9 protein-coding genes are annotated in these 12,788 nt (G+C 68.6%); 6 read left to right on the forward strand and 3 right to left on the reverse strand.

The window, feature by feature from the left end; all coding sequences use genetic code 11:
- Positions 1–141 precede the first annotated feature (141 nt).
- The 5 genes from AC07NX_RS18535 to AC07NX_RS18555 all read left to right on the forward strand — a co-directional run bounded on the left by AC07NX_RS18535 (position 142) and on the right by AC07NX_RS18555 (position 6,105).
- Positions 142–924 carry a phytanoyl-CoA dioxygenase family protein gene (locus AC07NX_RS18535; protein WP_494643779.1) on the forward strand — a complete coding sequence of 261 codons (783 nt, stop codon included), beginning with the start codon at positions 142–144 and terminating at the stop codon, positions 922–924.
- A 477-nt stretch (positions 925–1,401) separates the two neighbouring features.
- Complete coding sequence (locus AC07NX_RS18540) at positions 1,402–3,321, forward strand: NPCBM/NEW2 domain-containing protein (RefSeq protein ID WP_494643780.1); 1,920 nt, start codon at positions 1,402–1,404, stop codon at positions 3,319–3,321.
- A gap of 84 nt (positions 3,322–3,405) precedes the next feature.
- Positions 3,406–4,395, forward strand: coding sequence for an alpha/beta hydrolase (locus AC07NX_RS18545; protein ID WP_494643782.1), 990 nt, complete (start codon positions 3,406–3,408; stop codon positions 4,393–4,395).
- A gap of 277 nt (positions 4,396–4,672) precedes the next feature.
- Positions 4,673–5,719, forward strand: a complete 1,047-nt coding sequence (locus AC07NX_RS18550) for an HWE histidine kinase domain-containing protein (RefSeq protein WP_494643784.1) — start codon at positions 4,673–4,675, stop codon at positions 5,717–5,719.
- On the forward strand, positions 5,716–6,105 hold the full coding sequence (locus AC07NX_RS18555; RefSeq protein ID WP_494643786.1) for a response regulator: 390 nt from the start codon (positions 5,716–5,718) through the stop codon (positions 6,103–6,105). Before AC07NX_RS18550 ends, AC07NX_RS18555 begins: the two co-directional genes overlap by 4 nt.
- A gap of 21 nt (positions 6,106–6,126) precedes the next feature.
- Here the strand turns inward: AC07NX_RS18555 and AC07NX_RS18560 are convergent, their stop codons facing one another.
- From AC07NX_RS18560 to AC07NX_RS18570, 3 genes are read right to left on the reverse strand one after another with little or no spacing between them, the layout of a single operon-like run.
- Entirely contained in the window at positions 6,127–8,700 is a 2,574-nt protein-coding gene (locus AC07NX_RS18560) for a TonB-dependent receptor (RefSeq protein ID WP_494643787.1), read from the reverse strand.
- The gene (locus AC07NX_RS18565; protein WP_494643788.1) at positions 8,684–9,724 is read right to left on the reverse strand and encodes a FecR family protein; all 1,041 of its coding nucleotides are present in this window, start codon (positions 9,722–9,724) and stop codon (positions 8,684–8,686) included. The genes AC07NX_RS18560 and AC07NX_RS18565 overlap by 17 nt, the downstream gene beginning before the upstream one ends.
- Positions 9,721–10,245 (reverse strand): RNA polymerase sigma factor, encoded by a 525-nt coding sequence (locus tag AC07NX_RS18570; RefSeq protein ID WP_494643790.1) that lies wholly within the window; start codon positions 10,243–10,245, stop codon positions 9,721–9,723. The genes AC07NX_RS18565 and AC07NX_RS18570 overlap by 4 nt, the downstream gene beginning before the upstream one ends.
- 250 nt (positions 10,246–10,495) lie before the next feature.
- Here AC07NX_RS18570 and AC07NX_RS18575 point away from each other — a divergent pair, with 250 nt between their 5' ends.
- On the forward strand, positions 10,496–12,787 hold the full coding sequence (locus AC07NX_RS18575) for a TonB-dependent receptor (protein ID WP_494643791.1): 2,292 nt from the start codon (positions 10,496–10,498) through the stop codon (positions 12,785–12,787).
- Position 12,788 lies beyond the last annotated feature (1 nt).

Consider the following 12,788-nt stretch of genomic DNA (forward strand, 5'->3'; position numbering starts at 1 on the left):
CATGATGATGATCCGCACGCGCTTTCCGCTGGGCTAGCCGTCTTCGTCCCTGCCGGACGGGTTCGCCGGCGCGAGCCTTCGCGCCCTGCCCTCTTCGCCGGCCGCCCCCTGGGCGGTCGCACCCTGTGCGTTGACTCCATCATGACCCATCAACAGCCCCGCCCGCTGGGTGCGGCCGATATCGAGCGGTTCGTCCGCGACGGCTTCGTGCGTCTCGACGAAGCTTTTTCCCCTGACCTGGCCGGGGCGTGCCGCGCCATCCTGTGGCGCGAGACCGGCTGCGATCCAGACGATCCGGCGACCTGGACCCGGCCTGTCGTTCGCCTGGGCCTGCACGCCGAGCCGCCGTTCCGACAAATCGCCGACGCGCCCACCCTGGCCGCCGCGTTCGATCAGTTGGTCGGCCCGGGCCGCTGGCGGCCGTTGGGCGCGCTCGGGACCTTCCCGGTCCGCTTCCCTTCACCCCAGGATCCTGGCGACGCCGGCTGGCACATCGACGTCAGCTTCGGGACCGAAGACCCGAATTTCCTGCAGTGGCGCGCCAACATCGCTTCGCGTGGGCGCGCGCTGCTGATGCTGTTCCTGTTCTCGGATGTCGGCCCCGCAGACGCCCCGACCCGGATCCGGGCCGGTTCGCATCGCGACATCGCCCGGCGTTTGGCCCTGGCCGGCGAGGCGGGCCTGACGCTGGGCGAACTGGCCGCCGACGGCTTTGCGGAGTCGGCGCATCGGCCCGAGGTCGCCGCGACCGGACCGGCGGGGACGGTCTATCTGTGCCACCCGTTCCTGGTCCACGCGGCCCAGCCGCACCACGGGACGCAGGCGCGCTTCATCGCCCAGCCGGCGCTTCAGCCCCAAGGACCGCTGGACCCGGCCTTTCCGGTCGCTCGCGCCATCGCGGCGGCGCTGACCGGGACCGGATAGGCGCGCCGGGCGGCCGCACCGTGTCGCAAAGAGCGCATTCTCATGTATAAAAATAGTTTGACCAGGAAATCATGGCGTCAAGCCGGTCTGCTATTGTACGATAAATAAGAAAGCTGCGGTGCCGCCTTTCGAGGGGGCCGGCGGTAGCGATAGGGTTAGGCTGGCGAGAGTCTGGTCAATGAACGCTATGGGGAGGAAACATGGGCCTGACAACGCGGCCGGAAAGACAGCGGCTCGGTCGCTGGCGGGTAGCGACCCCTGCCCTGTCGCTGCGTTGGCGTACGCCACGGCCGTGTCCCCGATGGGCCAGGCGCTCCACCAACGGCGCCCAGGACAGCGATAGCCTTTAGCGCGGCTCTTCCCAGCTTCCTGCGAGTAAAGCCGTTCCCAGACCATCGCCCACAACTGAAGGGCCAGCCTTCAGCGAAGTCGGCGACGTTTCAACAGAATAGTTCAACAGAATAGTGTGGGGTAATAATGAGGCGTTCCGTTCGAGGAATTATCGGCTGTCTCGCATTGGCGCTGTGCTGTGGCGGCGGAGCTTATGCCGCGACCGACCCGCTGGCGCCAACGGGTCACTGGACCGCGGTGACGACGGGCCAGGCGGCAAGGCCGCCCATGGGTTGGAACTCGTGGAACGCCTTCCACACGGACGTCACCGAAGCCAAGGTTCTGGATTCCGCCAAGGCCATCGTCGACAGCGGACTGGCCGCCAAGGGCTACCGCTACATCAACATCGACGACGGCTGGTGGCTGAAGCGGCGGACCACGGACGGCCGCATGATCGTGCGCGCCTCGATCTTTCCGTCCGCCGCGGTGGGCGGCCCCGAACAGACCAGCTTCAAGCCGTTTACCGACCGCATCCATGCCATGGGCCTGAAGGCCGGCATCTATTCGGATATCGGCGCCAATAACTGTTCGCAGGCCTTTGCGCCGAATGCGCCGAACCTGCCCGAGGGCACGGTCGCCGAGCGCGAGGTCGGGCTGCACGGCCATATCGAACAGGACATCGAACTCTACTTCAAGGACTGGGCGTTCGACTACATCAAGGTCGATGCTTGCGGCATCCGCGCCTTCGGCCCCGACAGCGAGGGCGTCAAGTCAGGCCGTTACCGCGCGCTCGAACCCCTGATCGATGTGAAGGAGATTCGCCGCACCGACATCCCGGCCGTCCGCGCGCTCTACCAGCAGGTCGCCGACGCCCTGCGGCGCGCCAATCCCGACGGCGACTATGTCTTTTCGATCTGCGCGTGGGGCGCGGCCGATGTCCGCGCCTGGGCCAAGGACGTCGGCAACCTGTCGCGGACCAGTGATGACATCACGCCCAGCTGGACGCGAATGCTGGCAAATTTCGACAGCGCGGCCAACCGCGCGCTCTATGCGCATCCCGGCTCCTGGAATGATCCGGACATGCTGTTCGTCGGTCATGGGGACTTCGACGAGCGCCATCTGACGGAGGCGAAGTCGCACTTCGCGCTGTGGGCGATGCTGTCGGCGCCGCTTCTGATCGGCTACGACCTGAGGCACGCGCCCCAACCGCTGATGGACATCCTGGGCAACAGCGACCTCATCGCCATCGATCAGGACCCGGCGGGCAACCAGGCGGTGCTCGCCTATGACACCGACGACGTCCAGATCCTGGTCAAGACGCTGAGCAATGGCCACAAGGCGGTGGCGATCTTCAACCGCGGCCTCGCGCCGACCGAGGTGACGCTGACGGCCGGCCACATGAAGTTCGCCGCCGCGGCGCCGATCACGCTCAAGGACCTGTGGACCGGCGCGACGCGGCCCGCCTTCTCCGGTGAAACGAAGGTGCATCTCGATCCGCGCCAGACGCTTGTCTTCGACGCCGTCGGCACGCGCGCCCTGGCCGACGGCCTCTATCTGTCGGAAATGCCCGGACGCGTGAACCCGGCCGTTGACGGCGTGGTCATTCCCCAGCCCGACCCCACGATCCATCGCATGCGCAACCCCTGGGGCGGCACGACCGACACCGGCGAACCGCCCGCCTATACCGGATGGGGCGGGGCCCAGGCCGACGCCACACCCTATCGGCAAGCGTTGCGCGTCGACGGCAGGATGTATGAGACGGGGTTGGGCGTCCTGGCCAACTCACGTTTCGAGGTCAGGGCCGACGGCCAGTTCCGCCGCTTCGTCGCCGAGGTCGGGGTCGATGATTCGACGTTCGACGCCGACGACGCCGTGACCTTCTCGGTCTATGGAGACGGCAAGCTCCTGGCGACGTCCAAGCCGACCCGCTTCGGTCAAGCGGCGCAGGCCCTAAGCGCCGACATCGCCGGCGTGAAGATCGTCGAGCTGGTGGCCCGCGGCAAAGCCACCAAGAACAAGGCGCCCACGATCGTGACATGGGGCAACGCGGCGTTGCTCGGCGATTAGTAAAACCGGTCCCGGCGACGTTGTCGTCGGGACGTCGGCCCTCCCCCAGGGCGTGTGGGGTTTGGACGCAATACAGGAGTCTCCATGAACCTTTCGCGACGCGATCTTGTTCGATCGCCCTTGGTGTTGGCTGGCGTGTCGGCGATCGGCGCGGGCGCGGCGACCAAGGTGTTCGCCCAGTCAGGCACGGCGGGCGCGGGCGAGGTCCTTGGACTGTGGCCGCGGCCGCCGGCGGGCGCCCTGCATCCCGGCATGACCGAGGAGATCGAGCAGACCTCGTCGAGCCCCGGCTACAGCAGCCGGCGCGCGAAAGGCGTCTCGCAGCCGTACCTGATCGCATTACCGGCGGCCCAGCCCAATGGCTCGGCCATGCTGGTCATCCCGGGGGGCGGCTTCGAATGGAACTATTTCGACCACGAGGGCTACCACGTCGCCGACATCCTCAATCGTGCGGGCGTCACCTGTTTCGTGCTGATCTATCGTTTGGCGAGGGACGGCTGGGCCGATCCGGCCGCTGTCGGGCCGGCTGACGCCCAGCGGGCGATGCGCGTCATTCGCGCCAACGCCCCGCGCTTCCGTCTCGACCCGGAGCGGGTCGGCGTCATGGGATTCAGCGCCGGCGGCTTTCTGACGACGACGCTCGCGACACGCCATTCGACGCCGCTCTACAAGCCCGTCGACGCCACGGACCAGCTCAGCGCCAGGCCTCTGCTGACCGCGCCGATCTATCCGGTGCAAAGCGTCGATCCCGCCTACGCCTACGGGGGCGTGGCGCCGTCGCTGTTTGGCGGCCAGCCGACGGCGGCTCAGATCCGCGAGTGGTCGCCCGACCTCAATGTCACCTCGGCGGCGGCCCCGACATTCCTGGTGCACGCCGAGGACGACGACCTGGTGCCCGTCGCCAATACGGTACGGCTTCGCGACGCCATGGTGGCGGCCAAGGTCACGGTCGAGACCCACCTGTTCGCCCGCGGCGGTCATGGCTTCGGCGTACGCGCCCAGCCGGGCAGTCCAGACGGCCCGTGGTTGCCGCTATTCGTCAGCTTCGCGCGGCAGGAAAAGTTGTTCGCCTAGAGTCCGGCCAGCCCGAAATGCCCCCTGTCAAAAACAGGTCATCATGGCGCTCGCGTGAGATTGAGTTTCGCCGCTCCGGGTGTCGGCCGCCGAATCCGAGGGGCGATTGGTTCTTCGTCCTTTGAAACGTCAGGACGCCTGCCGATCGAACACGCAACCAAAGCGCGAGGAAGGCATTGTTAACTCTAGGGGGGGAATCCTCTCCCCCGACCGTCGTCGTTTCGAGCGCGAAGCGACGCGCCCGTCGCGCCCCCGGCCTGAGAGATCGAGGGCAGTCATGCCGCGCATCACCACCAGAGCCGCCCGCCAGAAGATCGCGGAGGACGAGGTCGAGGGCTTCCGAAAGAACCTCGGCCCGTTCGTCATCGCCGCCGAGACGACCCGATCGGCGATGGTGTTCACCAACGCCACCGAAGCCGGCAACCCGATCATCTTCGCCAACGACGCCTTTCTCGCCTTGACCGGCTATGGTCGCGAGGAGGTGCTCGGCAAGCCGTTCGATTTCTTGCTGGCGCGCGGCAACAATCTGGAGGCCTTGGCCAGGATCGAGGCGGCGTTCGCCGGGGAATTCCACGAACAGCTGGAGATCTGCGACGAGCGCCGTGACGGCGGCACGTTCTGGGCCTCGCTGTCGATCAACCCGGTTTGGGACGCGAATGACCTGGTCGTGCAGCACTTCTCGTCGTTCGTGGACATCACCGGAACCAAGCGGGAAGCCGAACGCCTCCGTTTCCTCCTGGACGAACTGAATCATCGCACCCAGAACACGCTGGCCACGGTGCTGGCGATCGCCGGCCAAACCCTCCGGTCCCAGGACAGCGCCGTCGTGCAGGCCTTCGAAGGCCGCGTCCTGGCGCTGGCCAAGGCTCATGGCTTGCTTGGCCGGGACAGCTGGGACGCCGTGCCGCTGCAGGACGTCCTGGACCGCATCCTGCAGCCGTACGGACTGGGTGGCGACGCTCCGCCTCGCATCAAGCTGGAGGGCGAGGATGTTCGGCTGCACGCCAAGGCGGCCCTGTCCCTGGCCCTGGTGTTCCATGAACTGGCGGCCAACGCCTCAACGCACGGGGCCCTGTCGGTCGCCGGGGGCCAGGTCGACATCGGCTGGCGCGTCGAAACCACGCCGGGCGAGACCAGGCTGCACCTTCGTTGGCAGGAGAGCGATGGCCCCCTGGTCGCCCTCCCGAGCCGCAAGGGCTTCGGCTCGCGCCTGATCGAACGCGGACTGGCGCAGGATATCGGCGGCGAGGTCCGCGTCACCTACGAACCATCGGGCCTCATCTGCCAGATCGCCATGCCGTTGAAGCCCCCGGTGGGGCCATGACCCCCGAACTAATCGGCCGCCGCATCCTCCTGGTCGAAGACGAATTGCTCATCTCCTGTCTGTTGGAGGACATGCTTGAAGACCTCGGCTGCACGCTGGTCGGCCCGGCCTCGCGGATCGACCAGGCGCTGCGGCTGGTGGCCGGCGAGGCGATCGACGCGGTCATTCTCGACGTCTCGCTCGACCAGCAATTGAGCTATCCCGTCGCCGACGCGCTTGTCGCTCGAAGCATCCCCTTCCTGTTCTCGACCGGCTACGACAGAAACAGGCTGCGGGACGGCTACAGGGCCTTCGCCATGCTGCAGAAACCCTTCCATCCGTCGGAATTGGCCAAGGTCCTGACGGGGCTTTTCGCGGGAACTCGCCTGCTTCCTTCCGCGGCCTGACGAGCACCGGCCGCCACCTTGCTAGAATCCTTTCCGAACAGCGACCTGCACAAGGCGCGGCTCGCCATAGATCATCGAGGTCGCGGTGATGCCGGGCGTTATGGCCCCTCCCCCGGCGGCGTAGGCCTTGTCGAACAGGTTGTTGATCGTGACCGAGATCTTCAGATCGTCGCGACCAGGGGGTTGGAAGACCAGACCCAGACCCGCGACCCAATAGGCGTTCTGCAAACCGTTGGTGTCATTCGCCCGCTCCACGTAACGGACGGGACCACTGCGATAGACGTCGGCCCAGCCATCCAGCCGTCCCCAGCGCGACGAGCGGATCACGGGCCATTCCACGCCCGCGCGCAGGCTGTACGGCGGCGTGTAGGAGAACCGCAGGCCGGCGGGGTTGGTCGGCGTCAAGCTCGCCAGAACGGTCGGAATGGCGAGTGACGTGAAGTGGGCCCGGGTCAAGGTCGCCGTCAGCGTGAAGGTCGGCCCGTCCGTCCGGCGCGCGCGCCATCCCATCTCCAGGCCGCCGATCGTCGCCGCCCCGGCGTTGATGATCAGATAGGGCGGATCGTTCCTGGCCTGATCATCGCGATCGAAATTCGCCGGCGGAAAGACCGCCCGCTGGATGCCGTCCGAGCGGCCGGCATAGAGGGCCGCGTCGACGCCGTGGCTCCAGTCGCCGTCCGTCGCGGCCCATTTGAAGCCCAGCTCGACATCGGTGACCCGCTCGGGCCGATAGGCCTGATAGGGCGCCAGCGCCGCGGCGAAGACCGGCGCGTTGACGCCGCCGGCGCGATAGCCTCGGCGGGTCACGGCATAGAGCGTCGCATTCGACCAGCCGCGATAGGTCAGCCCCAGGCTCCAGCTGGGCGCCGACGAGCGCGTGGCGCTGCGCGCGCCGCAAGCGGCCGCCGAAATGTCCGGACTGGGCGCGGCGACCCGCGCGAAGCAGGCGCTCGAGCGATCGACCGTATAACGGAAGCCGGCCTCGAACTCCCAATCGCGGGGCAAGGCGCGCGTGAGGTCGACGAAACCCGCCTGGCTCTCGCCCCAGCGGTACTGGAATTCCAGCTGCGACGGGTTGGCGGGCGTCACCGCGCTCCACCATTGGGTCTTCTGCAAGCCGTTCGGACGGGTGTCCAGATAGAAGAGCCCAGCCTGCCAGTGGGTCTCTCCGCTCATCCCGACCACGCGCAGCTCCTGGGTGAATTGCTGGGTGTCGATCTGCCGGACGGTCTGGTTGAGCGGCAGCGGCGAGCCGTCGATGTCCTGTGCGCCGTAGAGCACGGTCCGCCGGAACGCCGTCAACGAGCGCAGGTCCAGATCACCGCGCCGCCAGTCCAGCCGCAGCGTGCCGCCGTCGTTGCGGCGGTTCGAGCGCGGAGCCAGGTCGACGCGGGTCCGGCGCGGTCCCAGGGCGCGCTGTTCCTGGAGGGCCAGGTCGATGTCGCAGCCAGCGTGGCCGCAGTCGAAATACGGCGTGGCGTCCTCGGTGCGGGCCGAGCCGCCGCCCGTGACATCCGGCGGATTGGGGTAAACACCGTACAGGATGTTGGCCGTGCCGGTCTCCCAGGCCCGAAAGCTGTCCAGGATCAGCAGCGCCGAGAGCGGCCCCGCCGGGCGGTAGGCCATGGATAGCCGGGCCGAGACCTGGCGACGGTCGTCCAGATCCTCGCCAACGCCGAGGTTCTCGACCAGGCCGTCGCGCTTGAGGCCATAGAGCGCGACCCGCGTGACGAAGGTCGCGTCGCTGGCCCCGAAATCCCTGGCCAGCTCGACTTCGCGCAGGTTGCGGCCCCCGGTCGCCAGGCGCAGATAGCCCCCCTTCCCCGGCTCGCTGGTGTGGATCAGCAGAGCGCCGCCGGTGGTGTTGCGGCCGAAGAGCACGCCTTGCGGCCCGCGCAACACCTGCGCCTCGGCGATGTCGAACAGGGGCAGGACCGAGCCGTTGTTGGGCAGCGGCGCCTCGTTCAGATAGGTGATGACCGAAAGCGCGGATTCCCCGGAGGTCGCGCGCCTCTGCCCCCGGATCACCAGGGTCGGGGTGTCGGTGGTGATCTGGCCGGCCGCGGTCAGGCCCAGGGCGCCCTGGCGCAGGGCCAGGACGCCATCGCCGCCAAAGCGCTCCAGGTCGGCCGCCGACACCACTGACACCGACGCGGGAACGTCGATCAGCCGCTCGTCTCGCCTGCGGGCCTGGACGATCAGCGCGTCGAGCGAGGCAGCGGGCTCAGCCGGGGCGGCGACCGGCGGAGCGGCGGAGATTTGCGGCATGACGCCTTGTCGCGACCGCGTGGCGCGCGCGATGACGAAGGCCGACGGCCCGATCCGACGCACCCGCAGGCCGCTGCCTCGCACCAGCCGCCGCAACGCCTGTTCCGGACTCTCCGCGCCTTGGGCGCCAGGCGAACGCAGCGCGGCGACCGCCTCCGGCGCGAACAGCACGTCGACGCCGGTCTGTTCGGCATAGGCCTGCAGGGCCCCGCCCATGGGGCCCGCCGGAACACTGTAGCGGGAAGCGGCGGCGAAGGCCGAAGAGGCGCTGGCCAGCAGCCCCGCCGCGACCCATAGCGCCGCGACGCGGCTAGTCCGCCGCGGCACCGGAATCCCTGGCCGGAGACAGGGTGATCACCCCCTCGGCCGCGCGACCGATCGTCAGGCCGTGCAGGGCCGCGACCGCCCGGGCGAAGGCCTCCGGATCGTCGCTGCGGAAGGCGCCGCTGACATGCAGGTCCCGCGCCGCGCCCATGACGACGATTTTTCGCCCGCCGTGCCGGTTCAACTCGGCCGTGGCGGCCTCTAGCGTCTCGCCGTGCAGCACCAGTCTTCCGTCGCGCCAGGCCGTGGCGGCGGCGACGTTCGCCGTCGAGACCTGCTCGCGCCCCGTTGCGTCAGCGACCAAGACCTGCCCGGGCGACAACTCAACGGAGCGACCGCCCCCCGCGTCGCGCACCCGCACCCGCCCGCTCAGCAGGGAAACCCGCAACGACGACGCCGGCGCGGCCAGATCGACCTCGAACGCCGTGCCCAACGCCCGGACCACGTGGCCGCCTCCCCTCACGTCGAAGGGGCGGCTGGCGTCGTGGGCGACGTCGAAGAACGCCCGCCCGCGGGTCAGCGTGATCGCGCGCGTCCGCCGTCCGATCGCCGCCTTGAGCTCCGCGCCGCCGTCGAGGCTGACGCGCGAGCCATCGGCCAGCACGATATTGGTCGGCTTTCCTGGCGCGGCGACATAGGACGCCGTCGCGGGCGCCTGGACCATCCGCCACGCCAGGCCTCCGGCGCCGGCCAGGATGGCCGCGCCGACCAGGCTGGCGGCGAGCAGGCCAACCGCCTGACGCGGACGGCGGCGCGCCACGCCGCCGCGAATCGCGCTCCGCGCCCGCGCCATCTCCAGGTCCAGGCCGCCCGTAGCGGCGGCGACATCGACCAGCCCGCCGACCTCGTCCATGTCCTGATAGGCCTGGGCGTGAACCGGATCGGCCTCCAGCCAGGCCGTCAGCGCCAGATCGTCGGCCGCGCTCCAGCCTGGACCGGCCCTGCGCTCATGCCAGGTCGCGGCGGCGTCGTAGACGTCGCCCAGATCATCGTCGTTGGCGGCAGGCGTCTCGATCATGGTCGTCATGGCCTGCGAATCCGCCGCGTCAGGTGGGCCATGGCGCGTCGCACATCCTTCTCCACGGTGCTGAGCGACATGTTCAGCGCGCTGGCGATATCCTGATGGCGCAGACCGTCCACCCGGTGAAGCAGGAAGACGTTGCGGGTTCGCTCGGGCAGGTCGGCCAGGGCCTGGCGAACCAGGGCCAGGGTCTGGCGATCGATCAGCGTCTGTTCGGGACTGATCGGCGTCTGGGCCGCGCTGGCGTCCTCGACCTCGGTCGCCGCGTCGCGTCGCACCTGTCGATGGCGGGCCCGATCGCGGATGAGGTTGTGGGCGGTCTGGAAAAGATAGGCCTCGAGCCGCTCGATCGCCTCGCCCGGGCTTCGTCGCGCGAAGCGGACGAACACTTCCTGCACGATGTCGTCCACATCGGCGCTCCCGCCGAGGCGGGAGCCCACGAACCGACGCAACGCCCCCTCGTGGCGACGCACGACGATGTCGACATCGCCCGGCTGGACCCGACTGAGCGCTGACTGTCCCGACACTCCGCTCTCCCATCGCACGGATCCCCGGCTAATCGAACGGGCCCCCGAGCGGATGTCCCCTTGCCCCTCTTCCGCGACATTCGCCCCGAGCGCCCAAGATTTGATCAGATCACGCCCATTCCACGCGCACCACCCACGATCCCCGCTGAACCGCGAGGACGGCGAAAAAAGGCGTAAGGGCGATCTCCCCTCGCCCGTCTTGCGCCTGGAACCGGCCCCATGGCCGGCCCAAAGACAAAGGGGATCAAACTTGAACCGTACAGTTTCCCGCGCCCTGCGGCCCGCCGCCCTGGCCACGACCGCCCTCACCGCGCTGCTGGGCGCCCACGCCCACGCCCAGGACGCCAACCCGCCCGCCGTCGCGCTCGACGAGGTGGTGGTCACGGCGCTCAAGCGCCAGACCAACCTGCAGGACACCCCGCTCAGCATCTCGGCGGTCGGCGAAACGACGCTGAGCCGCCTGGGCGCGACGGGGATCAACGACTACTTCCGCCAGGTGCCGAACCTCAATCTGGACGGTAACACCCCGTCCAACCGCCGCCTGACCCTGCGCGGCGTGCGCAGCGCCGGCGAGGCGACCACCGGCCTCTACTACGACGAGACCCCCCTGACCGGCCCGACCGGCACCACCCAGGACGCCGGTTCGACCACGCCCGACATCAACCTGTTCGACGTCCAGCGCGTCGAGGTGCTGCGCGGTCCGCAGGGCACGCTGTACGGCTCGGGCTCGATGGGCGGCACGCTGCGGGTGATCTTCAACAAGGCCGACACCCAAGCCTACGCCGGCGCGGTCGAGGGCCAGGCCACGACCACCAAGAACGGCGACGCCGGCTACTACGCCAAGGGCATGGTCAATGTGCCGCTGATCCAGGACAAGCTGGGCGCGCGCCTGGTGCTCTATCGCGAGGAGCGCGGCGGCTATGTCGACAGCGTTCCGCTGAAGAAGAACGACGTCAACGGTTCGGCCTCCAGCGGCGGGCGGCTGATGCTGACCTTCACCCCGACCGAGGACCTGACGATCCGGGCTACGGCGGCGCAGCAGAAGGAATCGATCGACGGCCAGTCCAGCTGGGCCGGGATCGCCGGCCGCTACAAGTCCGACCGCAAGACGATCGCGCCCAGCAATTCCAAGCTGGCGCTCTACAATGTCACCGGCGAGTGGGACCTTGGCTTCGCCACGCTGACGGCGACGTCGTCCTACTACAAATGGAAGATGCTTCGGAACAGCGACTGGACCAACAACATCGCCAACAACCGCACCAGCAACGCCGCCTGCGGCCGCTATTTCGGCCTGTCCGGAACCGCCTGCACCAGCGCGCAACTTGGCCAGTACACCGCCTGGGCGGACTCCCGCGGTCCGGCGGTCTCCTGGCAGCCGATGAGCCTGAAGACCTGGACCCACGAGGCGCGCCTGAACGGCGATCTGTTCGAGGGTAAGCTCGATTGGACCGGCGGCGTCTATTACGAGACCCGCAAGGACCACGTCGACAGCATCCAGACCCGCGCCGACGCCACCACCGGCGAGGCCGTCAGGCCGTTCGACCCGCTGGGCGCGCGCTACATCGACAACGACGTCAAGCAGACCGCCTTCTTCGGCGAGCTGGCCTACCACATCACCGACGCCTTGACGGTGACGGGCGGCGCTCGCCGCTTCGACTACGACAAGACCGTGGCCGGCGCCGTGACCATCGGCAACGTGATCTCCAACTCTCCGGTGACCGCCCGCAGCCAGGTCGACGCCAGCGCCAAGGGCTGGGTTGAACGGGTCAACGTCTCCTACGAGGTCGACAAGAACCTGATGGTCTACGCCCAGGCCTCCAAGGGCTTCCGCCCCGGCGGCGCCAACAACATCCCGGGCCTGACCAGCGGCCTGGTGGCGTTCCAGCCCGACAGCCTGTGGAACTACGAGGCCGGCGTGAAGAGCGACTGGTTCGACCGTCGTCTGACCGTCAACCTGTCGGCTTACCAGATCGACTGGAGCAACATCCAGGTCCAGGCCCAGGCCAATGTCGGGGCCAACTTCTTCATCATCACCAACGCCGGCGCGGCCCGCATCCGGGGCGTGGAACTGGAAGCGACCCTGCGCCCGGCGACCGGCCTGACCATCACCGGCGCCCTGGGCGTGTCGGACGCCAAGCTGACCGAGGACCAAACCAACTCTTCGGTGACGGTGTCCGGGTCGACCGGCCTGCGGGGCGACCGCCTGCCGTTCGTGCCGAAGGTCAGCGCATCGCTTGGCGCCGACTACCTCTGGCCGATCGGCGGCGGCCTCAATGGTCTGGTCCACCTGGACGCCAGCTACACCGACAAGACGGCCTCGCAGTTCCGCCCGACCTACGTCTACTACGAGAAGGTCCCGGCCTATTCGGTCGTGGGCGCGCGCGTGGGCGTCGAAGGCGACGGTTGGGGGGCCTATGCCTTCGCCCAGAACCTGACCAACTCGGTCGGCCCCGTCTCGATCACCTCCGCCGCCGGCGCCCTGGATCAGGTCGTCAGCCTGACCCCGCGCGTCCTGGGCGTGATGGTCCGCCGCAGCTTCTGAT

It is taken from the genome of Caulobacter sp. GW821-FHT09A05 (assembly GCF_059418465.1).

Excerpts from the sequence above, each read along its gene's own strand:
- AC07NX_RS18535 (WP_494643779.1), top strand. The coding sequence starts at position 142 with ATGACCCATCAACAGCCCCGCCCGCTGGGTGCGGCCGATATCGAGCGG.
- AC07NX_RS18540 (WP_494643780.1), top strand. The coding sequence starts at position 1,402 with ATGAGGCGTTCCGTTCGAGGAATTATCGGCTGTCTCGCATTGGCGCTG.
- AC07NX_RS18545 (WP_494643782.1), top strand. The coding sequence starts at position 3,406 with ATGAACCTTTCGCGACGCGATCTTGTTCGATCGCCCTTGGTGTTGGCT.
- AC07NX_RS18550 (WP_494643784.1), top strand. The coding sequence starts at position 4,673 with ATGCCGCGCATCACCACCAGAGCCGCCCGCCAGAAGATCGCGGAGGAC.
- AC07NX_RS18555 (WP_494643786.1), top strand. The coding sequence starts at position 5,716 with ATGACCCCCGAACTAATCGGCCGCCGCATCCTCCTGGTCGAAGACGAA.
- AC07NX_RS18565 (WP_494643788.1), bottom strand. The coding sequence starts at position 9,724 with ATGACGACCATGATCGAGACGCCTGCCGCCAACGACGATGATCTGGGC.